General features: G+C 67.8%; 20 protein-coding genes, 1 tRNA gene and 2 pseudogenes. 12 read left to right on the top strand and 11 right to left on the bottom strand.

Going from position 1 to position 23,543, the window contains the following annotated elements:
• Positions 1-25 precede the first annotated feature (25 nt).
• The 3 genes from E3O22_RS09135 to E3O22_RS09125 all read right to left on the bottom strand — a co-directional run bounded on the left by E3O22_RS09135 (position 26) and on the right by E3O22_RS09125 (position 2,800).
• Positions 26-994 (bottom strand): FKBP-type peptidyl-prolyl cis-trans isomerase, encoded by a 969-nt coding sequence (locus tag E3O22_RS09135; protein ID WP_134395560.1) that lies wholly within the window; start codon positions 992-994, stop codon positions 26-28.
• Between the two features lie 80 nt (positions 995-1,074).
• Positions 1,075-2,106: a tRNA (adenine-N1)-methyltransferase gene (locus E3O22_RS09130; protein WP_134395559.1), complete on the bottom strand. Its 1,032-nt coding sequence runs from the start codon at positions 2,104-2,106 to the stop codon at positions 1,075-1,077.
• A 25-nt stretch (positions 2,107-2,131) separates the two neighbouring features.
• Positions 2,132-2,800, bottom strand: coding sequence for an HAD-IA family hydrolase (locus E3O22_RS09125; RefSeq protein ID WP_174722054.1), 669 nt, complete (start codon positions 2,798-2,800; stop codon positions 2,132-2,134).
• 132 nt (positions 2,801-2,932) lie between these two features.
• Here E3O22_RS09125 and E3O22_RS09120 point away from each other — a divergent pair, with 132 nt between their 5' ends.
• Positions 2,933-3,877 carry a proteasome assembly chaperone family protein gene (locus tag E3O22_RS09120; RefSeq protein WP_241976590.1) on the top strand — a complete coding sequence of 315 codons (945 nt, stop codon included), beginning with the start codon at positions 2,933-2,935 and terminating at the stop codon, positions 3,875-3,877.
• On the opposite strand, the gene mshC is transcribed toward E3O22_RS09120, so the two are convergent.
• Genes mshC through E3O22_RS09105 form a run of 3 tightly spaced genes read right to left on the bottom strand, consistent with a single transcriptional unit; the run spans position 3,874 to position 7,366 of the window.
• Positions 3,874-5,154 (bottom strand): cysteine--1-D-myo-inosityl 2-amino-2-deoxy-alpha-D-glucopyranoside ligase, encoded by a 1,281-nt coding sequence (mshC, locus tag E3O22_RS09115; RefSeq protein WP_134395557.1) that lies wholly within the window; start codon positions 5,152-5,154, stop codon positions 3,874-3,876. The two genes, E3O22_RS09120 and mshC, sit on opposite strands and share 4 nt — an antisense overlap.
• A gap of 13 nt (positions 5,155-5,167) precedes the next feature.
• Positions 5,168-6,022 carry an undecaprenyl-diphosphate phosphatase gene (locus tag E3O22_RS09110; RefSeq protein ID WP_134395556.1) on the bottom strand — a complete coding sequence of 285 codons (855 nt, stop codon included), beginning with the start codon at positions 6,020-6,022 and terminating at the stop codon, positions 5,168-5,170.
• Between the two features lie 18 nt (positions 6,023-6,040).
• Positions 6,041-7,366 carry a M20/M25/M40 family metallo-hydrolase gene (locus tag E3O22_RS09105; RefSeq protein ID WP_134395555.1) on the bottom strand — a complete coding sequence of 442 codons (1,326 nt, stop codon included), beginning with the start codon at positions 7,364-7,366 and terminating at the stop codon, positions 6,041-6,043.
• A 116-nt stretch (positions 7,367-7,482) separates the two neighbouring features.
• On the opposite strand from E3O22_RS09105, the gene E3O22_RS09100 reads away from it, so the two are divergent.
• A tRNA-Leu gene (locus E3O22_RS09100) sits at positions 7,483-7,565 on the top strand.
• Between the two features lie 503 nt (positions 7,566-8,068).
• On the opposite strand, the gene E3O22_RS09095 is transcribed toward E3O22_RS09100, so the two are convergent.
• The 4 genes from E3O22_RS09095 to E3O22_RS09080 all read right to left on the bottom strand — a co-directional run bounded on the left by E3O22_RS09095 (position 8,069) and on the right by E3O22_RS09080 (position 11,257).
• Positions 8,069-8,377 (bottom strand): hypothetical protein, encoded by a 309-nt coding sequence (locus tag E3O22_RS09095; RefSeq protein WP_104102102.1) that lies wholly within the window; start codon positions 8,375-8,377, stop codon positions 8,069-8,071.
• Positions 8,378-8,607: 230 nt separating this feature from the next.
• Positions 8,608-9,108 (bottom strand): CarD family transcriptional regulator, encoded by a 501-nt coding sequence (locus E3O22_RS09090; RefSeq protein WP_104102105.1) that lies wholly within the window; start codon positions 9,106-9,108, stop codon positions 8,608-8,610.
• A gap of 134 nt (positions 9,109-9,242) precedes the next feature.
• Positions 9,243-10,268, bottom strand: a complete 1,026-nt coding sequence (locus tag E3O22_RS09085) for an agmatine/peptidylarginine deiminase (protein ID WP_134395554.1) — start codon at positions 10,266-10,268, stop codon at positions 9,243-9,245.
• Positions 10,265-11,257 (bottom strand): nitrilase-related carbon-nitrogen hydrolase, encoded by a 993-nt coding sequence (locus tag E3O22_RS09080; RefSeq protein ID WP_134395553.1) that lies wholly within the window; start codon positions 11,255-11,257, stop codon positions 10,265-10,267. Before E3O22_RS09080 ends, E3O22_RS09085 begins: the two co-directional genes overlap by 4 nt.
• 74 nt (positions 11,258-11,331) lie before the next feature.
• On the opposite strand from E3O22_RS09080, the gene E3O22_RS09075 reads away from it, so the two are divergent.
• The 10 genes and pseudogenes from E3O22_RS09075 to E3O22_RS09025 all read left to right on the top strand — a co-directional run bounded on the left by E3O22_RS09075 (position 11,332) and on the right by E3O22_RS09025 (position 21,297).
• On the top strand, positions 11,332-12,018 hold the full coding sequence (locus E3O22_RS09075; RefSeq protein ID WP_134395552.1) for a TetR/AcrR family transcriptional regulator: 687 nt from the start codon (positions 11,332-11,334) through the stop codon (positions 12,016-12,018).
• A 233-nt stretch (positions 12,019-12,251) separates the two neighbouring features.
• A pseudogene (locus E3O22_RS16355) lies at positions 12,252-12,485 on the top strand (FAD binding domain-containing protein); the annotation flags it as partial.
• A gap of 82 nt (positions 12,486-12,567) precedes the next feature.
• The gene (locus E3O22_RS09070; protein ID WP_241976589.1) at positions 12,568-13,176 is read left to right on the top strand and encodes a xanthine dehydrogenase family protein subunit M; all 609 of its coding nucleotides are present in this window, start codon (positions 12,568-12,570) and stop codon (positions 13,174-13,176) included.
• 4 nt (positions 13,177-13,180) lie between these two features.
• On the top strand, positions 13,181-13,687 hold the full coding sequence (locus E3O22_RS09065; RefSeq protein WP_134395551.1) for a (2Fe-2S)-binding protein: 507 nt from the start codon (positions 13,181-13,183) through the stop codon (positions 13,685-13,687).
• Positions 13,684-16,800 (top strand): annotated as a pseudogene (locus E3O22_RS09060) (aerobic carbon-monoxide dehydrogenase large subunit); the annotation flags it as partial. The gene E3O22_RS09065 and the pseudogene E3O22_RS09060, both read left to right, overlap by 4 nt.
• Positions 16,698-17,192 carry an NTP transferase domain-containing protein gene (locus E3O22_RS09045; RefSeq protein ID WP_370448433.1) on the top strand — a complete coding sequence of 165 codons (495 nt, stop codon included), beginning with the start codon at positions 16,698-16,700 and terminating at the stop codon, positions 17,190-17,192. The pseudogene E3O22_RS09060 and the gene E3O22_RS09045, both read left to right, overlap by 103 nt.
• Positions 17,189-18,586 carry a MoxR family ATPase gene (locus E3O22_RS16350; RefSeq protein ID WP_241976588.1) on the top strand — a complete coding sequence of 466 codons (1,398 nt, stop codon included), beginning with the start codon at positions 17,189-17,191 and terminating at the stop codon, positions 18,584-18,586. The genes E3O22_RS09045 and E3O22_RS16350 overlap by 4 nt, the downstream gene beginning before the upstream one ends.
• Positions 18,517-19,383, top strand: a complete 867-nt coding sequence (locus E3O22_RS09035; RefSeq protein ID WP_241976587.1) for a VWA domain-containing protein — start codon at positions 18,517-18,519, stop codon at positions 19,381-19,383. Before E3O22_RS16350 ends, E3O22_RS09035 begins: the two co-directional genes overlap by 70 nt.
• Positions 19,383-20,120 carry an SRPBCC family protein gene (locus E3O22_RS09030; protein ID WP_134395548.1) on the top strand — a complete coding sequence of 246 codons (738 nt, stop codon included), beginning with the start codon at positions 19,383-19,385 and terminating at the stop codon, positions 20,118-20,120. The genes E3O22_RS09035 and E3O22_RS09030 overlap by 1 nt, the downstream gene beginning before the upstream one ends.
• 34 nt (positions 20,121-20,154) lie before the next feature.
• Positions 20,155-21,297, top strand: coding sequence for an XdhC family protein (locus tag E3O22_RS09025; RefSeq protein ID WP_134395547.1), 1,143 nt, complete (start codon positions 20,155-20,157; stop codon positions 21,295-21,297).
• A gap of 8 nt (positions 21,298-21,305) precedes the next feature.
• Here E3O22_RS09025 and E3O22_RS09020 read toward each other — a convergent pair whose 3' ends face one another.
• On the bottom strand, positions 21,306-23,534 hold the full coding sequence (locus E3O22_RS09020) for an MMPL family transporter (RefSeq protein WP_134395546.1): 2,229 nt from the start codon (positions 23,532-23,534) through the stop codon (positions 21,306-21,308).
• Positions 23,535-23,543: the final 9 nt, after the last annotated feature.

Below are 23,543 nucleotides of genomic sequence, written 5' to 3'. Positions count from 1 at the left end.
CTATCCGCCGCTTGCAGGCCGAGACTTAGTTCACGCCGAGGATATCGACGACGAACACGAGCGTTGAGCCTGCGGGGATCTTCTGCGAGGCCTCATCACCGTAAGCCTGATCGGCCGGGATGACGGCGATTACCTGCGAACCGACGGTCTGCCCGATGATGGCCTGGGCGAACCCGGGAATCAGCCCGCCCTCGGTCTTGGAACCGTCCACGATCAGGAACTCGGCCGGTTTCCCGGTCTGCCAGCTGGAATCGAAGACCGTGTTCTCGTTCCAGAGCACGCCCGTGTAGTGCAGGGTCGCAGTGTCGCCTTCCGGGACCTGCTTGCCATTGCCCTTCTTGAGGACGCCGATCTGTAGGTCGGTCGGCGGCTCACTCGACGGAATGGTGAGGCCGGGGGTTCCATCAGTCGCAAGGACAACGGACGGAAGCCCGCTCGCGACCGGCTGGTTGGCGCCGTTGGCCCGGAGCAGGTTGGCTCGCACGACGTCGATCACGAAGACCAGCGAGTCGTCGGCGCCGATGCCACTGTTGGGGTCTCCGCCGGCCGGACCGAGCCCGTCCTCCGGGGAGACGATGAGAGCCAGCCGGGATCCGACCTGGGCGCACTCCAGGCCCATCGCCAGGCCCGGGAGCGACTGCTCGTCGTCCAGGACGATGCTGGCCTGGTTGACCCCGTCGTACTCGCCCGCGCTGATCAACGCACCCGTCGTACCGTTGTAGAGGCTGAGGTCAAGCTTGACCAGCTGATCCGGGACGAGACCGGCACCCGTGCCGGCGATGATCTCACTGGCCTGGGTGGTGTCCGTCTTCAGCGGGGTCGGGAAGTCCACCGTCGGCGCGGAGCCGAATTCTCCCGACACCGACACGAGCTTCGACGCCGCCCCCTTCGTGACCGGCGCCTGGCAGTCTGCGGCGTCGACGGGGGTGCTGCAGCCGGTGAGGACCGCGACCAGCAGGCCAGCGGAAGCGATGAGTGCAGGAGCTCTACGCACGGGATCTCATTTCAGTGTGGGGCAGGTGATTGTGCGGGACAGGGGCAAATTCGGGGCCGGATGGCAGGCCGATCCCAATTCTAACGGGCGTTGGGTGCGACGTCGTCTGGTTCGCCCGCGTCGAGCCCGCGAGCCTTCGAGATGGCCGCGCCTGTCTCCGCCATCCGCACGCGCTTGCGCATGACCTTCGAGCTGACACTGCGTTCGCCGAGCGCGCCCGGGGTCCAGGCCTCCACATCGGCATCGGAGAAGTCGGTCTTCGACGGACGGCGCTTCAATTCGGGAAGAATCGTGTCCGGGGCGAGACGGCGGGCCGTGATCAGGAAACCCGTGTGCCCGATCATCCGGTGATCGGGCCGCACGGCGAGACCCTCGACGTGCCACCCGCGAACCATGGTCTCGTTCGAGTCCGGGTTCGTGTAGAGACCGGTCGCACGGATGGCCTCGGCCACCCGCGAGAGCTGGGTCACCGTGGCCACGTAGCAGAGCAGCACTCCGCCGGGCTTGAGCGCGTCCGAAACAGAGCCCAGGCACTCCCAGGGCGCGAGCATGTCGAGCACGACCCGGTCGACGCTCTGAGCCGGCATCGTGTCGGGCAGGGTATCGGCGAGGTCGCCGAGCGTGATGCTCCAGTTGGCGGGATCAGACCCGAGAAAGGTCGCGATATTGTCACGCGCGACATCCGCGAACTCGCTGCGGCGTTCGAATGAGGCCAGACTCCCGGCGGGGCCGATGGCGCGCAGCAGCCAGAGCGACAGGGCGCCGGAACCGACGCCGGCCTCCACCACAGTCGCCCCCGGGAATATATCGGCCTGCGCGATGATCTGGGCGGCATCCTTGGGATAGATGATGGCAGCACCGCGCGGCATCGACATAACGAAGTCGTTCAGCAACGGCCGTAAGGCGAGGTGCTCCACGCCGACGTTGTTCGTGACGACCGAGCCGTCCGGGACACCGATGACGTCATCGTGCGCCAGAATTCCCCGGTGGGTGTGGAAGACCTTGCCTGGTTCCAGGGTGATCGTGTTCAGCTTGTTCTTGGGTCCGGTCAACTGTACCCGGTCGCCGATCCGGAAGGGGCCGCTGTTTTGGATGACCTGGTTGTCGCTCATGCGTGGGTTATGTCCTTGCTCTGGGTCAGTGTGGGTCGGTCGGGGCCGGCCTGCGGCCGAGGGATCCGCGACGTGCAGTGTACAGCGAGGTGAAACCGTGAAGAGTGCGACCGGCGAGGGTCGGCCAGAGATCGTAGTGCGCGCTCTCGGGTAGGGGCACCATATGCGGGATGCCGACGACGACTGCCCCGGATGCCACGGCGGCCGCGATCCCCGGAACGGAATCCTCGACCGCGATGCAGTGCTCGGGGTCGACGCCGAGCAGCCCGGCGGCCGTCAGGTAAGCCTCTGGATGCGGCTTGCTGTGCGTGACCATATCGCCGGCGATAATGGTGTCGAAGGCGGTGAATCCGACAAGTTCGGCGATCTGTCGCGCCATCCGCTGCTGCGACATGGTGACCAGCGCCATGGGGACGCCGGCGGTCTTGAGCTCGGCGAGCAGTTCGAGCGCGCCGGGCCGCCACGGGGCACCGCAGACTCTCAGGAGTTCCTGGACCCGGCTCGTGAGCCGGTGCACGATGGCGTCGCCGGCCAGGTCGACGCCCCGATCCTGCAGGATGACCGCGGAACCCTCGAGACCGGAGCCGACCAGCAGCATGGCGTCGCTGTGGGACCAGACGCCGCCGAAGGACTCGACCAGTTCCGTCTCGGCCTGCATCCAGTACGGCTCGGAGTCCACGATGGTGCCGTCCATGTCCCAGAGCACGGCCGCAGGCAGGGGGGAATTGATTCGGATCGCGTTCACGGAGTTCAAGTGTAGGGGCACCGCCTATCCTTGATGGATGGTGCGCCGTGCGGGGCACCCCGTCGAAAGAGGTTTCAGACAGTGACAGAGGCTAATGGGTTCCTCAACGGTCGCCTCCTGGTGGTGGCGTTCGAGGGTTGGAACGACGCCGGCGAGGCGGCGACCGGCGCCGTGGGCACCCTGAAGGATCTGCTGGATGTCTCCCCGGTCATAGAAATCGACCCAGAGATCTACTTCGATTATCAGTTCAACCGGCCCACCATTTCGGCCGCCGGCGAAGACGGCCGGCGCAAACTGGAGTGGCCGGGTGCCGTACTCTACGGACCGACGACCCCCGCCGAGGCCGGGGCTCCCCTGGCCGACGACGCGCAGCTGCGCGTCAGCGGCACGAACGCCGGAAACATCTATCTGCTCCTTGGAACGGAACCGTCTCGCAGTTGGAAGGGATTCGCCGCAGAGATCCTCGACGCCGCCCTCGCCGCGGATGTCGGCGGCATCGTCTTCCTCGGGGCGATGCTGGCCGATGTTCCCCACACCCGGCCTATCTCCATCTTCGTCTCCAGCGACAACCCGCAGGTACGGGCCGAACTTCAGGTTGAGCGCAGCACCTACGAAGGCCCCGTCGGCATCCTGAGCGTGCTCGCGATCGCCGCGGAGGAGGTCGGCATTCCGACCCTGTCGATCTGGGCATCCGTTCCCCACTACGTGCACAACGCGCCGTCGCCGAAGGCGATGCTGGCGTTGATCGACAAGCTCGAGGAGATCATCGACGTCGTCATCCCGCGCGGCGACCTGGTGAGCGAGGCCGATGAATGGCAGAGCGGCATCGACACGCTGGCGGCCGAGGACGACGAGATGGCGGCCTATATCGGGCAGCTCGAACAGGCTCGCGACACGGTCGATTCCCCGGAAGCCAGCGGCGAAGCTATCGCCCAGGAATTCGAGAAATACCTGCGTAAGCGCGGCGATGGCCGGGACGGCCCCGGCGAGGGGCGCCCGCCGACCGACTCGCCCCGGCAGCCCTAAAGAGCCACGCCGAGCAGCGCGTCGACCGCTCGGGCCAGCAGTGCCGGCTCGTCGACTCTGTCGGAGTCTGCTGCGGCGGCATCAACGACCGCCAGCGCGCCCGGGGTGTCGAGGTCGGCGGCGAGGGCAGCGCGCAGCCGTTCGATAATCGCGTGCGTGTCGATGGTTCCGGCCGTGCCCGCTGCCCCGAAGGCCGCGGTCCAGGCCGCGAGGCGGGCCTCCGCCACTCGAAGGTGCGCGTTCGTCCACTCCCAGTCGGTGCGGTAGTGCTGGTCGAGCAGGGCCAAGCGGATTGCTCGCGGGTCGGTTCCCGCGGTGCGCAGTTTGGACACGAGCACCAGATTTCCGAGCGACTTGCTCATCTTCTCGCCCTGATAGGCCACCATGCCGGTGTGGCTGTAGACGCCGGCCAGCGGATGCCCGGATAGGGCTGCCGCGTGCCCCGCACTCATGTCGTGGTGCGGGAAGATCAGATCGCTGCCGCCGCCCTGCACCGTGAAGTCCGTGCCGAGTTCCTTCAGTGCGATGACCGAACACTCGATGTGCCAGCCCGGACGGCCGGCGCCGACGCGCGACGCCCAGGACGGTTCCCCGGGGCGGGCCGAGCGCCAGAGCAACGGGTCGAGGACATCCCGCTTGCCGGGACGGGCCGGGTCTCCCCCGCGTTCGGAGAACAGGGTGAGCATGGCCTCGGAGTCGAGATTGCTCTCGTCGCCGAGCGTCCACGAGGTTGCGCGCTGCGCGGCCTCGATGTCGAAGTAGATGTCGGAACCGGCCGCCTCCGTCGGCTCGGGCGCGCCTGCGGCGGCCGCGTCCATGGGGACCGGGTACGCGAGGCCGGCGTCCCAGAGCTGGGCCACGGCATCCGCAATCTCGTCGATGACCTCGGTGACGGCGACATAGTCGTTCGGCGGGATGATCCCTAGTGCCTCCATGTCGGTGCGGAAGAGGTCCACCTGCGACTCGGCGAGAACCTCCCAGTCGACGCCGGTGGCGGCCGCTCGCTCGAGGAGCGGGTCGTCGACATCCGTCACGTTCTGGGCATAGTGCACCCGGTAGCCGCCGTCCAGCCAGACCCGCTGCAGGGTGTCGAAGGCCAAATAGGTGGCCGCATGGCCGAGGTGCGTGGCGTCGTAGGGGGTGATCCCACACACGTACAGCCGGGCGACGTCTTGGGGTTTGGCCTCGATCAGGGCCGCGGTGGCGGTGTCGTGCAGCCAGGGTGCGCCGGACTGACCGGGGAGTTGCGGAATTTCGGGTCGTTGCCAGGCACGCATCGTCCCAGCCTAACTAGGCGGAGATGGTGTTCGTCACCAGCAGGCCGATCAGCATGAGGCCGAGCACGATGCGGTAGATCACGAACGGCAGGAAGCTACGTCTGGAGATGTAGCTCATGAAGAACTTGATCACGAACAGGGCGACGACGAAGCCGACGACCGTGGCCGCCAGGGTATCCCACGGGCCGAAAATCTCCGGGGTGCAGTTTGTCGCACCCTCCAGACACGGCTTGGCGATCGCTTTGTACACCTGGAACAGCCCGCTGCCGAGAACGGCCGGGATGGCGAGCAGGAACGCGTAGCGGGCGGCGGCGGCGCGCTCGTACCCCATGAACAGGCCGGCGGTGATCGTGCCTCCCGAACGGGATACGCCGGGGATCAACGCGAGGGCCTGGGCGAAGCCGTAGACGATGCCATGGGGAACGGTGAGGTCGCCCAGCCGGCGGCGCTTGGCCCCGACGTAGTCGGCGATTCCGAGCAGGACGCCGAAGCCGATCAGCACGCTGGCGGTAATCCATAGGTTGCGGAGCGAGGACTCGATCTGGTCCTGGAAGAGCAGGCCGAGCGCCACGATGGGCAGTGATCCGAGGATGATCAGCCAGCCCATCCGCGCGTCCGGGTCGGCGCGCGGAACCTTGCCGACAAGGGACTTGGACCACTGCCCGATGATGCGCACGATATCGTGCCAGAAGAAGATCACCACGGCAGCCTCGGTACCGATCTGGATGATCGCGGTGAAGCGGGCTCCCGGGTCATCTCCGGTCCCCAGGAATTCCCCGACGATACGGATGTGGGCGCTGGAGGAAACCGGGAGGAATTCGGTCAGTCCCTGCACGAGTCCCAGGATGAGTGCGTCGATGAAATTCACGAAGTGCCCTTTTGCTGATCAATAGTTCGAGAGCAGGTCGGTCAGGACCTGCCTGCCAAACACTAACGCGTCGAGAGGCACCCGTTCGTCGACCCCGTGGAACATCGCCGGGAAATCGAGGTCGGCGGGGAGCTTGAGCGGGGCGAAACCGTAACCCTTGATCCCGAGAGTACTGAGGGCCTTGTTGTCCGTGCCGGCGGAGAGCAGGTAGGGCAGCACGGGAGCGCCCGGATCGTGTCGGCCGAGAGTCTCGACGACCGCGTCGACGAGGGGCCCGCCGAATTCTGTTTCGAGACCGATGTCGCGGTGCATGATCACGATCTCGATGTCGGGGCCGACCAGCGCTGCCACTTCGGCGAGTACGGAATCCTCGTCTCCGGGCAGGGTGCGGATGTCGATGAGCGCCTCCGCCCGGTCCGGGATGACGTTGTGCTTGTACCCGGCGTGCAGAACGGTGGGATTGGTCGTGGTGCGCAGGCTCGCTTGGATGAAGCCCGATGCCGTGCCAGTGGCGAGGGCCAGCTCGTCGGGACCGACACGTTGGGGGTCGACGTCGAGCACCCGTGCCAGCTCCGCCAACAGCTGGGTGGTGGTCTCGGTCAGGCGGATCGGCCACTCACGCCGGCCGACCTTGGCGACAGCCTCGGCGAGCCGGGTCACGGCGTTGCTCTGGATCAGCCGGGACCCGTGGGCCGCCTCGCCCCGCGCCACAAGCTTGATCCAGATCAGCGCCTTCTCACCCGTCTGGAGCAGGTAGGCACGCTGACCGCCGAGCGTGATTGAGTAGCCCCCGACCTCGCTGATGGCCTCGGTGGCGCCCTGGAAGAGCTCCGGGCGGGTGTCGACGAGGTAGTGCGAGCCGAGCACTCCCCCGGCCTCCTCGTCGGCGAAGAACGCCACGATGAGTTCACGAGCCGGTTCCTGGCCGGAGCCGAGGATGTTCTGGAGCGCCGCGAGCATCATGGCGTCCATGTTCTTCATGTCAACGGCTCCGCGACCCCACAGGAGGCCGTCCTTGATCACGCCGGCGAACGGGTCCACCGACCAGGCCTCCGGGTCAGCGGGAACGACGTCGAGGTGGCCGTGGACCACCAGCGCTCCGCGGCTGCTGTCGCGACCCGGAACGCGCACGACGACACTCGTGCGGCCCGGTTCTGAATCGAACAGCTGCGGGGCGAGGCCGAGAGACCGCAGGTTCGCCTCGACGTACTCGGCGGCATCCGTTTCGCCGTTCGAACGGCCCTCGCCATAGTTGGTCGTGTCGAAACGGATGAGGTCGCGAGCGATCGTGGCCGTGAGGTCCAGTGCAGCGTCGGCCGGTGTGTTGTCAGCAGAGGAAAGCATGCGTGTCACGCTACCGGGCCTCGCCGCCGCCCGGCGACGGTGGGCGCGGCTGGAGGGCCTCGAAATCCGTGCTAGATTATCTATTCGGCGGCCGGGAACGGCCGCTGAAACACTCGGCCCGGGTGGCGGAATGGCAGACGCGCTAGCTTGAGGTGCTAGTGCCCTTATGGGCGTGGGGGTTCAAGTCCCCCCTCGGGCACAGAAATGAGATTCGGATCCTTCCGACTCGTCACATGGAAATAGGTCGCGACAATCGATACTGGTTGCGCGGCCTATTTTTTTTATGGTCGAACGTGTCTCCGGCTTGAACGTAGTCTCCTCGCCATCGCCCCGTATCGGACGTCCGCCGGCGGCAGCCTCACCGCCGACATGCTCGGCGCCGCCCGCTTTTCCCGCAGGCGATCGCTACTGGAGAACTGGTTGATGCCACCATCTGTCATGCGGTCATCGGCCCCTCTCCCGTGCGCGCCCACAGTGCACACCTCATGCCGGCGATCCTCGACGGGACCGTCACTCCCGGAGGGTCCTCGACCGCACGGTGAACCTCGACACAGTCCCCGTCGCCAACCGTGACAGGGGCAACCGCGAAGCCCTCACGATCATGATCATCCCCTGACCGGCCGCGTCGCGACCAGAGGTCAGCGACCGAGGGAAGATCGTCGGGGCTGTGCTCGCAGTTGCCCGAGGTCGCGGCTTGGCAGCCTATTCCTCAAACGTCACGTTGCCGCGGCAGGCTTCGCCCGGGCTGGGTACCAGATCCTTGAAGCCGTGGCTGACGAACCGCCCGTAGCTCTGCACGCGCCCGTCCGTGACGAAATCGTCGTTGAATTGGGGCGGCTGGTTCTCCTCAGCATCGGGGAGGTCCCGGCCCGAATAGGCGCACGCCGAACTCGCGTTCGTTGCGCCCGGGACCGGACTGCCATTGCCACTGGTCTCGCCAGCCTGAGCCGAAGTGGCGCCGACGAAAACAAGTCCGAGTGCGACAACGCACCCCAGGACCATGCGTTTCATGAGTAATCCTCTCAACAAGGGACGACCCGCCTGGCATCGGGTGAGCCAGCGTCCCGCCCCACCTCTGCGGAAGATACTCCTCGGCGGCTATCTGGACAACGGGCGGAAGACACATGCGGAAAGCCATCCATGACGGCGTGAACCGCTCGTTCCCCCCAGGCAGGCCAAGATCCGCATCCGACACGTCGTCGTGGCGGTGGCTCGCGTGGGCGTCGAACCGCCAAGCGGTGCTAGACCGCTTCGGTGAGGGCCCCGGAGAGAACCTCGTCCAAAGCCAGGACGGTGTCTTCCGGCGATGTGCCGAGTGCCAGCGCCAGCTCAGACTCCAGGAGTTGACGGGATTTGGCGAGCATCCGCTTCTCTCCGGCGGACACGCCGCCGTCCTGCTCGCGGCGCCACAGGTCCCTGACGACTTCGGCGACGCGCGTCACGCTGTCACTCGCCATCTTTTCTTGATTCGCTTTGAACCGGCGGCTCCAGTTCGTTGCTTCCTCCGTGAACGGCTCGCGCAGAACCTTGTAGACCTCTTCCAGCCCAGCGGCATCGATGACGTCACGCACTCCGACAAGCCCCGCGTTCGCGATGGGAAGTTGGATGGTGAGCTGCGACGAATGCACGCGCAGCGTCATCGCCGGCTGGGCGACGCCCTTCAGGGTTATGGTGGAGAGCTCGGTAAGGGTGACCGCACCGTGGTGCGGATAGACGAGGGTTTCCCCAACGATGAACTTCAAACTGACTCGATTCAGATCGTGCTGCATGCGGCGTCCCGGTGGCGCCGACTAGCCGAATTCCCGGTGGCCAACCTGTCAATCGTGCCACAGTCCCCTGAACGTTCACCTTGCGACAGCAAGCGCGGCGCGGCGTACTAGCCGGCCGATGGCTGCTGCTGGGTGATGCAGTGGATGCCGCCGCCGCGCGCGAACAACGGCCGCGCCTCGACCGACACGACCGTTCGGCCCGGATAAGCCGCGGCCAGGATCTCCCGGGCGACCTGGTCGGCCCGTTCCTCGCCGAAGCCGCAGGCGATCACGCCGCCGTTGACGACGAGGTGATTGACGTAGTTGTAGTCCACGAAGCCGTCCTCGTCCGTGAGTGCGGCCGGTGCCGGCAGGTCGACGATGGTGAACGGCCGGCCCGCGGCATCCGTCTCCTCGGCGAGCACGGCGCGGAGCTGCCTGGTCACTGCATAGTCCGGATGGGCCGGGTCGTTTTGCGCGTGCATCAACATCGTTCCGGGCGACGGGAGGGTGGCCACCATATCGACGTGGCCGCGGGTTCCGTAGCGCTGCTGGTCCCGGGTCAGGCCGCGCGGCAGCCAGACCAGGCGGGTGGCCCCGAGGGTGCGGGCGAACTCGGCCTCGATCCTCGCTCGGTCTACGTAGGGGTTCCGACCCGGATCCAGTTGAACGGTCTGGGTGGCCAGCACCGTTCCCGCGCCGTCGACGTGAATGCCGCCGCCCTCGTTCACGAACACCGAGGAGATCACACTCGCGCCAGAGGCGGCGGTGACGAGCCTGCCTACCTCCGCGTCTTTGCCCCAGCGCGCCCAGTCCTGGGCACCCCAACCGTTGAATGCCCAGTCCACCGCCCCCAGCTGCCCGTCATCGCCCAGCACGAAGGTCGGGCCGATGTCGCGCATCCAGGCGTCGTCAAGTGGTGCCTCGATGATTTCGATCTCCGCGGAGAGGTACCGCCGAGCGGTCGCCACCTCGGCCGGGTCGACGACCATGGTGACGGGTTCGAATTCGAGGACCGCGTGGGCAACCGCGGTCCAGGTTCCGCGCGCCTCGTCGGCGGAATGCGCATCCGTGCCGAGCGTGTAGCCGTCCACCGGGAATGCCATCCAGACCCGGTCCTGCGGCGCCGTCTCCGCCGGCATCAGCCAGGTCACGACTCCCCCGACGTCGCCATCGCACCGAACGGATGAGCCGGGTCGACCGGCGTGGTCAGCCCCGCATAGCTGTCCGGCCGTCGTGTGGCCAGGAAGGGAAACAGCGTGAGCCACTCCTCCCGTTGTGCCAGGTCGAGGTCGGCAACCAGCACCGCGGACTCGTTACGGGGAGCCTGCACGAGCACACGACCGTAGGGGTCAGAAATGAAAGAGGAGCCGTAAAAGGTCAGGTCGCCCTCGTCGCCGTGACGATTGGGCACCACCATGAAGAGGCCGCTGGTGATCCCGTTGGCCACGATCACCTGCCGCCAGAGGGGCTGGGTGTCGAACGTCGGGAAGCCGGGCTCCGAGCCGATCGCCGTGGGATAGACCAGCAGCTGGGCGCCGCCGAGGCCGTACAGCCGCGACACCTCGGGGAACCATTCGTCCCAGCAGGTGGGCAGCCCGATCCGGGCACCGCCCAGTTCCTCGGGCGCATAGACGGGATACGCGTCCTCGGCTGGGCCCGGTCGGAACCAGGTGTCTTCGTAGTAGCCCTCGGTGACCGGGATGTGCAGTTTCCGCGTGCGACCGAGCAGCCGACCGGTCGGCGAGACCAGGATGGCCGTGTTGTAACCGCGCGGGTCCTCCGGTGCATCCTCTGCGTCCGGTCTCTCGTAGAGGGAGGCGTGCACGACGATGCCGTGCACTTCGGCCTGCTCAGCCGCGAAGGCGAAGGTCGGTCCGGTCAGCAGGTCCTCGGCCGTTAGCTTCGGCACACCCTGTGCCCGTGCGTTGCCGGGGTATTTGCGCAGCGTCAGCTCGGGCAGGAAGGCGACGCGGGCACCCTGCTCGGAGGCCAGACGGATGCCCTCGGCCAGCTCCGCGCGCAGCGCGTTTTCGTCGACGTGCCAGCGGTGCTGCACGAGCCCGACCCGGAGCGGCGGCCCGGCCTCGTCCGACGTGCGGGTCAGCGGTTCGGCGATGCCGGGCGCGTTGATCAAGAGCATGACGTGACCTCCCTGTGGAATAATTGATCACTTGATCAATAACCGTTGGCTAAAGATATATAGACTCAGGTTTCATGTCAACCGATCCGAGTGCATCGCGGCGCAAAGCACCGATCGAGCGGGCGGCGGAAATCGCTCGCGCCGCCCGGGAGATCGCCCTTGACGAGGGATTGTCGGCCCTCACACTGCGTGCGGTCGCCTCCCGGATCGGGGTGACCCCGGCCCTGGTCAGTCACTACCAGCCGAGCATGGACTCCCTGGTGGCCTCTACTTTCGGGGCGATCGTGGCCGCCGAGATCGGCGAGGTGGCGGAGGAGCTGGCGCCCTGCGAGACATCCGTGGCGGCCCTGCAGACGCTGATCGACACTCTGCTCGGACCCGCACGTAGCACCGTGACCGCGGTCTGGCTCGATGCCTGGAGCCTCGGCCGACGCCACCCTGCGCTCGCCGTGGAGGTGGGCGTTCAGATGGACGCCTGGCAGGCGTTCCTGGCCGTCCTGCTGAACACCGGCTGCGCGCGCGGTGAATTCCGGGCGATCGACCCGGACGCCGTCGCCTGGCAGCTTTTGGCGATCATCGACGGGCTGAACGCGCACGCCATCGTGCGCTACGGCCAAGCGCAGCGGCTGCGCGGTCTCGTGCGCACCGTCGCCGAACACGAGCTGGGGCTGCGCTCCGGGGCCCTCGGGCCCGGAGACGACTCCGGCCGCCGACCCGAACCTGACCCTCCCCCGGCATCGATTACCGTGCCTGTATGCTAGAGACAGACTTCCGGTCACGGTTCTGCTGTGCACGGACGAGCGCTGGTTGAGACAGTGCATGAGGCCCCGGCGATTCGTCGCCGGGGCCTTTTTCGTTGCGGGACCGCCACTGAACCCTCGACGTACTCCGCTGCGGGACGGTCGTTTCCGGCGGCCGACTCTCCGGCGGCCCGGAGCCGTCCCGATTCGCGTTGACAACCCGGCGGCCCCGTAGCGCTATGTGACACAATTCCGTGCCTGTCGCTGTTGCCGGGTACCTTTTCGAGGTGGAGGCCCCTGTGCAGATTCCAGCGTCCTTCGACTATGTGCGCGCCAGCACGGTCGACCATGCGATCACCCTACTCGAGCACCACGGTCCGGAGTCCCGGGTCATCGCGGGCGGGCACAGTCTTCTGCCGATGATGAAACTCCGTCTGGCCAGACCCGAGTGGCTGATCGACATCAACGAGCTCTTCGAACTGGACTTTGTGCTGCGCGACGGCAACACGCTGCGGGTCGGCGCCATGACCCGTCACGCGACACTGCTGGCGTCCCCCCGAGATTTCCCGCTTGTTTCCGATCGTCGCCGACGCGGAGCGCGTGATTGCGGATCCGACCGTGCGCAACCGTGGCACGATCGGCGGGTCGCTCTGCCAGGCCGACCCGGCCGAAGATCTCTCCACGGTCTGCAAGGTTCTGCGGGCGGAAGCGGTCGTGCGCGGGCCCGGCGGCGAGCGCGTACTCAGCATGCACGACTTCCACCGTGGTGCTTACGAGACCGCCGTGGCGCACAACGAACTCCTCGTCGAGGCGCGCTTCCCGATCCGTGCACGCTCGGGAAGTGCCTACGAGAAGGTTGAACGGCGGTTCGGTGACTGGGCGGTCGTGGCGGCGGGAGCGGCGATCTCCCTGGCCATCGACGGAACGATGGACGACGTCACCATCGGCCTCACCGCCGTCGGTGTGGCCGGCACGGTCGCCGAGGCCGAGGACATGTTGCGCGGCCAGCATCCGCGGGAAGACCTGTTCGTGGAGGCCGGGCGGCTCGCCGCGTTGGCGAGCGACCCGGTCACCGACCAGCGGGGCCCCATCGACTACAAGCGGCACCTTGCCGACGAACTCACCCGCCGGGTGCTGCGCCGCGCGGCCGCTCGCGCCGGCGAAGCACAGGAAGGCTAAGTCCATGCAGATCAGCGTGACCATCAACGGCACCGACATCACCGAAGAGATCGAACCGAGGGTGTTGCTTGTTCACTTTATTCGCGACCCGCTGCGGCTGACCGGCACGCACTGGGGATGCGACACCTCCAACTGCGGAACCTGCGTCGTGCTCATGGACGGCCAGCCGGTAAAATCCTGCACGGTGCTCGCGGCGATGGCCGACGGCCACTCCGTGACCACGGTCGAGGGGCTCGCCACCGGGGCCACGCTCGATCCCGTGCAGCAGGGGTTCATGGAGGAGCACGGCCTCCAGTGCGGGTTCTGCACGCCTGGGATGATGCTCACCGCGCGGGCCCTGCTGGACCACAACCCGCATCCGGACGAGGGCGAAACCCGCGAGGCGATCTTCGGCCAGATGTGCCGGTGCACCGGCTACGCGACGATCGTGCGCTCGGTGCAGTGGGCCGCGGCCGATCCCACGGCGCAGGACGGGTTGGACGAGACCGCGGAAGAAGAGGTAACGGCATGACCATCATCGAGGAGCGGGCCGCGAACCCGGCGGCCGGAGACGACAACCGCCCGATCGGCTACGGCCGTATCCAGCGCAAGGAGGACCCCCGCTTCGTGCGGGGCAAGGGGCACTACGTTGATGACATCGTGCTGCCCGGGATGTTGCACGGCGCCATTCTGCGCTCCACCGTGGCGCACGCCCGGCTGGTGTCGATCGACACGAGCGCTGCGCTGGCCCACCCGGGTGTCGTGGCCGTGATCACCGGCCAGGACCTGCTCGGCCTCAAGCTCGCCTGGGCTCCGACCCTCTCCGCCGACGTGCAGGCGGTGCTCGCCACCGACAAGGTGCGTTTCCAGGGGCAGGAAGTCGCTTTCGTGATCGCCGAGGACCGCTACGCCGCGCGCGACGCACTCGAACTCATCGAGGTCGACTACGACGTGCTGCCGCCGGTCATCGACGTACGCACGGCGCTGAACCCCGGTACCCCGGTCATCCGAGACGACATCGAGGGCCGCACCGACAATCACATCTTCGACTGGGAGGCCGGCAACGCGGCCGAGACCGAGGCGGTGTTCGCCTCGGCGGACGTCGTCGTGTCCCAGGAGATGGTCTATCCTCGCGTGCATCCGGCACCGATGGAGACCTGCGGGGCCGTCGCCGACTATGAGCCGATCGAGGGCGCGCTGACTCTGTATGAGACCAGTCAGGCCCCGCACGCGCACCGAACCCTGTTCGCGATCGTCTCGGGCATCCCTGAACACAAGATCCGCATCGTCTCCCCCGACATCGGCGGCGGCTTCGGCAACAAGGTTGGCATCTACCCGGGCTACATCCTCGCCGTTGTCGGGTCGATCGTCACCGGGCGGCCGGTGAAGTGGATGGAGGACCGCTCCGAGAACCTGATGAGCACCTCCTTTGCCCGCGACTACATCTTGCAGGGCGAAATCGCCGCCACGAAGGACGGCAAGATCCTCGCGGTGCGGTCGACCGTGCTCGCGGACCACGGCGCCTTCAATGCCACGGCGCAACCCTCGAAGTACCCGGCCGGATTCTTCCACATCTTCACCGGAGGATACGACCTGCAGGCCGCGCACTGCAAGGTGACCGGCGTGTACACCAACAAGGCTCCGGGCGGAGTCGCCTACGCCTGTTCCTTCCGTGTCACCGAGGCGGTCTACCTGGTCGAACGGCTTGTGGACATGCTGGCCCGGAAGCTGGAGATGGACCCCGCGGAACTGCGGCTGAAGAACCTGATCAAGCCCGAACAGTTCCCGTACAAGAACAAGACCGGGTGGGAGTACGACTCCGGCAACTACGAGCAGGCGCTGCGCAAGTCGATGCAGATGGCCGGCTACGACGACCTTCGGCGCGAACAGCAGGAGAAGCGCGCTCGCGGCGAGTTGATGGGGATCGGAATCTCGTTCTTCACCGAGACCGTGGGTGCCGGGCCGGGCAAGCACATGGACATCGTCGGCTTGGGCATGGCGGACGGCGCCGAGCTGCGAATCCATCCCACCGGCAAGGCCGTCGTGCGGATCTCCGTGCAGAGCCAGGGGCAGGGCCATGAGACGACCTTCGCCCAGATCGTGGCCGAAGAGATCGGCATCCCGCCGGAAGACATCGACGTCGTGCACGGCGATACCGACCAGACCCCCTTCGGCCTGGGCACCTACGGCAGCAGGTCGACCCCGGTCAGCGGCGCCGCCGTGGCCCTCGTCGCCCGCAAGGTGCGGGAGAAGGCGAAGTTCATCGCCGCCGCCATGCTCGAAACCCGGCCCGAGGACCTCGAGTGGGAGAAGGGACGCTGGTTCGTCAAGGGCGACCCGAGCATCGGCAAGACCATGGCGGAAATCGCGATGGGCGCGCACGGAACCGTCACCCTGCCGGAAGGGATCGACGGCAACCTGGATGCCGAGGTCACCTACGATCCCCCAAACCTGACCTTCCCCTTCGGCGCCTACATCTGCGTGGTCGACGTCGACCCCGGTACCGGCCACGTCAAGGTGCGCCGGTTCATCGCCGTTGACGACTGCGGCACCCGGATCAACCCGATGATCATCGAGGGGCAGGTGCACGGTGGTCTTACCGATGGGGTCGGTATGGTCCTGATGCAGTTCATTGAGTTCGACAAAGAGGGCAACAACCTCGGCGGCACCTTCATGGACTACCTCATCCCCACGGCCCTGGAGGTGCCGGATTGGGAAACCGGGTTCACCGTGACCCCATCGCCGCACCACCCGATCGGAGCGAAGGGTATCGGCGAGTCCGCCACCGTGGGGTCGCCGCCCGGAAACCGGGAACCGTTCGTGCGCGCCGCAGTGGTGCGTGCCCAACATCCGACAAGCGCCCAGGCCGGGGACACCGGTCTGCTGCTGGCGGACGGCACTCTGGAGGGATTTGTCGGCGGCGCCTGCGTTCAGGCGTCGGTGCGGGAATACGGTCTGAAGAGCCTGGCCTCCCACGAGCCTCTCCTACTGCGCGTTGTGGCGGGCGAGCGATCCCATGTCCGTGAGGAGGGAGCCGTGCAGGTGTCCAACCCGTGCCTCAGCGGCGGGGCCATCGAGATCTTCCTCGAGCCGTCCGTGCCGGCACCCCGGATATTGGTCGTCGGAATGACGCCGGTGGCGCACGCCCTGGTGGCGATGGGTGGCCCGCTCGGTCTTGACATGCACCTCACGGTGGGAGCAGACGCGACGCCTCGGTCGGACGACGCGGCGCTGATCGTGGCCTCGCACGGGCGTGACGAAGAGCCTGCCCTGGAGGTCGCCCTGAGAGCCGAGGTGCCCTATATCGCTCTCGTCGCCAGCCACGCCCGGGGGGCAGTCGTGCTGGCCTCCCTCAACGTTTCGGAGGAACAGCGTGCGCACGTGCACAGTCCGGCCGGACTGCAGTTGGGCGCCCGCTCCCCCGCCGAGATCGCGCTGTCCATCCTGGCGCAGCTCGTCGCCGAGAGGGCCAAGCGGCCTGCGGCGGCGACGACCGCCACTGGCCCGGTTGAGGTTGCGGTTGCGGTTGCGGTTGACCCGGTATGCGGCATGTCCGTCGCCATCGGGGACGCGGCGCCGCGGGTCCCGCGCGACGGGAAAACCCTCTACTTCTGCTCGGAGTCCTGCCGGCGCAGCTTTCTCGCCGATCCGGAGCAAATATGTCGTCGCCTCCTGAGCCGCGCATCGCGGGGTTGGTCCTGGCCGCCGGGGCCTCGCGCCGCCTGGGCCGACCTAGGCAGCTCCTGCCCTACGGCGACGGGGTCCTCCTGGACGCCGTCCTCAGGACGGCACGGGCCTGCGGGCTCCACCAGATCGCCGTGTGCCGCTACGACGACGGCGTGGGGCATCCGTTCGCCGTCGACCGGACGGTACTGCCGGACCTGGCCCGGCTCCACGGCGACAAGGCGTTCTGGAGGCTCCTCGAGCAGCGTGCCGCCGAGGTGTGCGAGGTCGTCGTGGCGGGCCCGATGCCCCCGGACATCGACACCGAGGTGGACTACGAGCGGGCGCTCGCCGCATTAAGGAAGTTACGGTGACCCGCGCCGCCCGCACGGGAGCGGAAGACGACGTTCGCCGAATGATCCCGGACGTGCCCGCCCTGCTGGGCGCACTGGACGAGGTCGACTACCTGGCCGACGAGGGCCTCGCCACGGCTCTATTCCTGGCGGTGCGCCTGCCGCAACCCATCCTGCTGGAGGGTGAGCCGGGGGTCGGCAAGACCGAGGCAGCCAAGGCGGCGGGCCGGCTGCTCGACACTCCCCTGTTCCGGCTCCAGTGCTATGAGGGCATTGACTCGGGCGAGGCCCTCTACGAGTGGAACTATCCGCGCCAACTGCTGGGGATCAGGCTGGCCGAGGCCCGCCAGGCCAGCCTGGCCGAGACGGAGCTGTTCGGCCCGGAATACTTGCTGCGCCGCCCCCTGCTGCAGGCGATCGAGCACCAGGGTCCGCGGCCGGCGGTGCTTCTCCTCGATGAGATCGACCGGGCGGATGCCGAATTCGAGGCGTTCACCTTCGAGCTGCTGGCCGAGGCGGCCGTAACGATCCCGGAGCTGGGCACGGTGCGGGCGACGCATCCACCGATCGTGATCCTGACGTCCAACCGCACCCGCGACCTGCACGACGCCCTGACCCGGCGCTGCCTGAACCACTGGATCGACTACCCGACGCCGCAGCGGATCGCGGAGATCGTGCGCTGCAGGGTGCCGGAGAGCGGCGCACAGATCGCACTGCAGGCGGCGTCGGCCATCACGCGGCTGCGCTCGCTGGACCTCGCGAAGCCGCCCGGCGTCGCCGAGGCCATCGACTGGGTCTCGGCGCTGACCGTGCTCGGCGTCGACAAACTCGACCCCGGCCGCGTGGATCAGACCTGCGGGTCGATTCTGAAGAACCGCGACGACCTTGACCTGGCGGTCGGCAGGCGCCGTGTGGCTGGTGGGCGATCATGGCTGACCGGGGGTCACTGGGCCTCCGGAGCATTGATCACGTCGGGGCGGGCCGTTCCCACGTCGAAGCGGCCGCACTGGCGGTCGGGTTCAGCACGGCGCTGCGCCGAGCGGGCGTCCCGAGTTCCCCGGACCGATCCGCTCGACTGGCGGAGGCCCTCCGGCTGGTTCCGCCGCACGAGCGAGAGCCGCTGTACTGGACGTGCCGGGTGGTTCTGGTCTCCGCCCGGGAACAGGTACCCGTGTTCGACGCGGTATTCGACGCAGTGTTCGCCGGCACCCTCGACCCGGCCGACTTCCGCGGTGACCAGAACGCTCCGCCGTCAATCGGCTCCGAACCACGCACCCGGCCGACCGCGACCGACCAGCGGCCGGCGATCGCGGCGGACCAGGCGCCGCTGCCTCAGGCGCCGGGCATGGCTCCGGGCGGGGACGATTCCGGGGACACTGACACGGATGCGCCGGAGCGGGAAACGATCCTGGTGACGGCGGCGGACGAGGAGCGCCTGCACCAGATGTCTTTCACCGACTTAGCTCCGGACGAGGTCGCCCAGATGCGTCGCCTGGTGCCCCGGATCGCCCTCGCCACGCCGGAACGCGTTAGCAGCCGCACCCGGAAGAGCTCCCGGACCACCCCAAAGCTGGACCTGCGCCGCACGGTCAGGGCGGCGCAGCACACCGGCGGGGAGCCGGTGCGCCTGGTCTACCGGCGACGGCGCGCGCGACTGCGCCGTTTGATCCTGCTGTGCGATGTGTCCGGGTCGATGGAGCCGTACACGCGGGTGTACCTGTCGCTCCTGCAGGGCGCGGTCGCGGGGGCCGAGGCCGAAGCCTTCATCTTCTCGACCGGATTGACCCGGCTGACCCGTCAGCTCGCGGTGCGCGACCCGGACCAGGCTCTGGCACGGGCTGCCGCCAGCACCCAGGACTGGGCGGGCGGCACCAGGCTGGCAGAGAGCATCCGCCATTTCACGGATGCCTGGGGTCGACGTGGCCTCGCCCGCGGGGCCGTCGTCGTGATCATCTCGGACGGGTGGGCGCTGGACGACCCGGAATCGGTGCACGCCCAAATGGCCCGCCTGCGGCGCTTGGCCTACCGCATCATCTGGGTCAACCCCAGGAAGGTCGCTTTGGACTACCAGCCGGTGGCGGGCGGAATGGCGGCCGCGTTGCCCTTTGTCGACGCGTTCGTCAGCGGGCACAGCTATGCGGCCCTGGCAGAAGTGGCGGCGGCGATTCGCGCCGACCGTTCGGACCCACACGAGAATACGAGGACCCGATAATGGACATCAACAGCACGTTCTCCGTCGTCGCACCGATCGACGAGGTGTGGAAGACTCTGATGGACTTCGAGCGTGTCGCCGGCTGCGTTCCGGGGGCACAGGTGCTGAACAAGCTTTCGGATGACGCCTATCAGGTCGGAATGAAAGTGAAACTGGGTCCGGTGACCATGCAGTACAGAGGTCAGATGACCGTTCTCGAACGCGATGCGACCGCGCACCGCGCCGTGTTCGAGGGGCGTGCTCAGGAGACCCGCGGTCAAGGCACGGCGCAGGGTACGGCCACCCTCACGCTCGTCGAGGCGGACGGCGAGACTCAGGGCACGGTCAGTGCCGATGTGGCGCTCTCCGGCAAGGTGGCCGCGATGGGGCGCAGCATCATCGGCAGCGTCACGGACCAGATGATGGCCCTCTTCGCCGAGAACCTGCAGGCCATGGTCACGGCTCCGGCTCCGGATCCGGCGGTGCCTGCTGCGGGGGTTACAACCGGGCAGACCGCCGACACCGTCGGTGGGTCGGGAACCGCGACGGCTCTGCCCGCCGCACCGCCGGCCGGGCCCCTCACGACGGCGCCTGCCTCCCGAGCGCCGCGGCCGGGCGCCGAGACCAGCCTGAACGCCCTCGATCTGGCCAAGGGCATCGTGATGGATCAGCTCAGCAGCCTGCCCAGGCTGCTCGGCGTGATCGCCGCGGTGGCGTTTGTCGCCTATCGGATCGGCCGCCGCGCCGGCGGTCGGTAGACTCGAATGAGCGAAACCGGAAGGGTCACCACCTGTGCGTGAGGTTCTGAATCCGCTGCTGACGGGATGGCAGGCCGGCGGCATTGCCGGCCTGGCCACCGTCGTGCGCACCTTCCAGTCCGCCCCCCGGTCGGCCGGCGCGTCGATGCTGGTCACCGCCGACGGGGAGGTGGTCGGCTCAGTCTCCGGGGGCTGTGTCGAAAGTGCCGTCTACGACCTCGCGACCCAGGTGATCGATGACGGGCGGCCGGTGCTGGTGCGCTACGGCATCAGCGACGACGACGCCTTCTCCGTTGGTCTGACCTGCGGCGGCATCCTCGACGTCTTCGTGGAGCCCGTCAGCCAGGTGAGCTTCCCGGAGCTGTCCGCTGTGGAGCAGGACATCACCGGATCAGCTCCGGTGGGGGTCGCGACCGTGATCGAGCACCCCGATCCCAGCCGTCTGGGCCGACACCTGATCATCCGGCCGCACGGCTTCGACGGCGATCTGGGCTCCGAACGGGCGAACCGGGCCATCGGTGACGATGCCCGCGGGCTGCTGGCCGCCGGTCGCAACAGCACCCTCACCTACGGTCCCGACGGTGAGCGACGCGGTGAGGGCATGCGGGTCTTCGTCAACAGCTACGCCCCGCGCCCACGGATGCTGGTGTTCGGCGCCATCGATTTCGCGGCCGCCCTGGCCCGGCTGGCTTCCTTCCTCGGCTACCATGTCACCGTCTGCGATGCCCGCGAGGTCTTCGCCACGCCGGCCCGGTTCCCGGAGGCCGACGAGGTCATCGTCGGCTGGCCGCACCGCTACCTGGCCGAGCAGGTCGCGGCCGGGCTCGTGGATGAGCGCACCGTCGTCTGCGTGCTCACCCACGACCCGAAATTCGACGTGCCGCTCCTCAAGGTGGCCCTGACCCGCGGCCCGTTCGCCTACATCGGTGCGATGGGGTCTCGGCGCACTCACGAGGACCGACTGGCCAGGCTCCGCGAGGCAGGTGTGGACGAGGCGGAGCTGACGAGATTGCACAGCCCCATCGGGCTGGATCTCGGCTCCCGAACCCCGGAAGAGACGGCCGTGTCCATCGCCGCGGAGATCATCGCCGAGCAGTGGGGCGGCACCGGAGATCCGCTGGGCAACCTGGCCGACCGGATCCACCACGACGACCTCGACGAGCAGGCCTCGGTGTAGCCGCCGCCCTACTCCCGCATCCCGAAGCGGGCGTAGATCGGATGCAACCACTTCGGCGCCCACCAGAGGCACTTCTCGAGCGAGGTCATCACCGCGGGAACCACGATGGTGCGCACGAGGGTCGCGTCCAGCAGCACGGCCACGGCGAGGGCGACGCCGATCTGTTTCATCTGCAGCAGATTGCCGGTCGCGAACCCGGCGAACACGATCACGATGATCAGGGCCGCGGAGGAGATGATCCGGCCCGAGCTCTGCAGACCTGTCTCGATCGCGAGCCGCGTGGCCTCACCCGCCTCGTAGTGCTCCTTGATCCGGGCGAGCAGGAACATCTCGTAGTCCATGGCCAGACCGAAGCCGAAGGTGAGCACGAGGGTCAGGACCAGAGGGTCCACCCCGGCGATCGTATCGGCATCGAAATCGAGCAGGCCTCCGAGATTTCCCTCCTGGAAACCCCAGACCAGGATGCCCACGGAGGCGCCGAGCGAGATGACGCTGATCACGAGGGCGGTGAGCGGGATGACCACGGAACCGGTCATCAGGAAGAGCAGCAGGAACGTGGCCCCGGCGATGATCAGGGCAGCCCAGGGCGCGCCGGCGACCAGTGAGTCGACATAGTCGACCGACGCGGCATCCGTGCCACCGACCCAGTGGTCGAAGTCGGGCCGGTCGTCCCGGATCTGCCGCACAACGGCCGGGCCCTCGTTCTGGTCGACGCCGACGCGCGACACCCAATGTCCGTTCACCAGGGCCGGTGGTGTCGTGCCGGTGACGTTCGGCAGCGTCGCCACCTCCGCGGCCCAGGCCGCGGCGGACGCCTCAGCGGTGTCCGAGACAAGCTGCACCAGCGGGGCCGTGGCGACGGGGAAGTGGTCGTTCAACGCCGTGACGAACCCGTACTGGGTCGAGGCCTTCGGGATGGCGTCGGCGCCGCCGCTGGACACGTTGATGTTCAGCGCGGGGCTGCCGAGCAGGAGGAGCACGGCGATGCCGCCGAGCGCCACGAGTGCGGGCGCCCGTTGCACGCGGCGGGTCAGCCGGGAGAAGACGCCCTCCCGGGGGGCGACGTCGCCGAAACGGGTCAGGAGGGGACCGAGGCCGGGGATGCGGGTCAGCAGGCCCGGCGTCAGCAGCCGGTCGCCGAAGTACCCGAGCAGAGCCGGAACAAGAACGAGCGCCGTCAGGATGGCGATCAGCACCACGGATACCGCGCCGATGGCGATGGCACGGATGATCGCCGGTTCGAAGACCAGCAGGCCCACCGTGGCGATGGCGAAGGTCAGACCGGAGTAGAGCACCGTGCGGCCGGCCGTGTCCGCCGTGATGCCCACCGCCTGCAGCATCAGCTCGTGACGTTCCGTACGCGTCTCGCTGTCGCCGGCCCGTTCCACGAGTGCCCGGAACTCCTCGCGGAACCGGCTGACGATCAGGAGCCCGTAGTCGATGGAGAGCCCCAGCCCGATCACGGTGATGACGTTGAGCACCGTGGTGTCGATCTCCATCAGGTAGCTGAAGCCGAAGAGGGCCCCGAGAGCGCCGGCGATCGAGGCCAGCGCCCCGATCAGCGGGATGCCGGCCGCCAGGAATCCACCGAAGATGATCAGCATCACGAGGAGGGCGATCGGCAACGCGATCAGCTCGCCCTTCTGCAGGTCGGCCTCGGCGACCGCCACCAGGGATTCCACCAGGAGCGGGGTTCCGCCGACTTCCACGGTCGCGTCCGGCTCCAGCTGCCGGACCTCGTCGGCCGCCACGCCGAGCCGTTCTTCCACCTCGCCCAGCAGGTCCTCACTGATGTCACCGCCTGGTGCCACCATCTGGGCGTTCAGCAACAGTCCGGTGCCGTCGGGTGCCAGGAGAGGCATCGCAGCCGGGTTCGGCGAGCCGTCAGGGAGCGGTGGGATGGCGAGCGGGTTGATGACCTCGGTTACCCCGTCGACTTCCAACAAATCGGTCGTGGCCGCGGTGAGGATCAAGCCCAGGTCCGGGGAGGACAGGTCGACGTCGTGGATCAGCAGAGAGAGAGACTCCGTGTCCGCGCCCTCGGTTCCCTGCAGCAGATCGGCGGCCTGGCTGGCCTCGCCTTCAACGGTGGGGCCGGCGCTGGCGAGCCGCTGGAAGAGGTTCTCCCCCGTCACCCCGATCAGTGCCGTCGCCACGCACGCGGCGATCGTGAGCGCCCACACCAGCAGAGAGGTGAACCGGTGACGGGCGATGAAAACGCCCAGTGTGCGCAGCATGGCAGAAGT

The organism is Cryobacterium sp. TMT2-18-2 (genome assembly GCF_004402245.1).
Lineage (GTDB): Bacteria > Actinomycetota > Actinomycetes > Actinomycetales > Microbacteriaceae > Cryobacterium > Cryobacterium sandaracinum.
The sequence above is the reverse complement of the archived record's forward strand: the minus strand, read 5'-3'. Positions and strand labels throughout refer to the sequence as shown.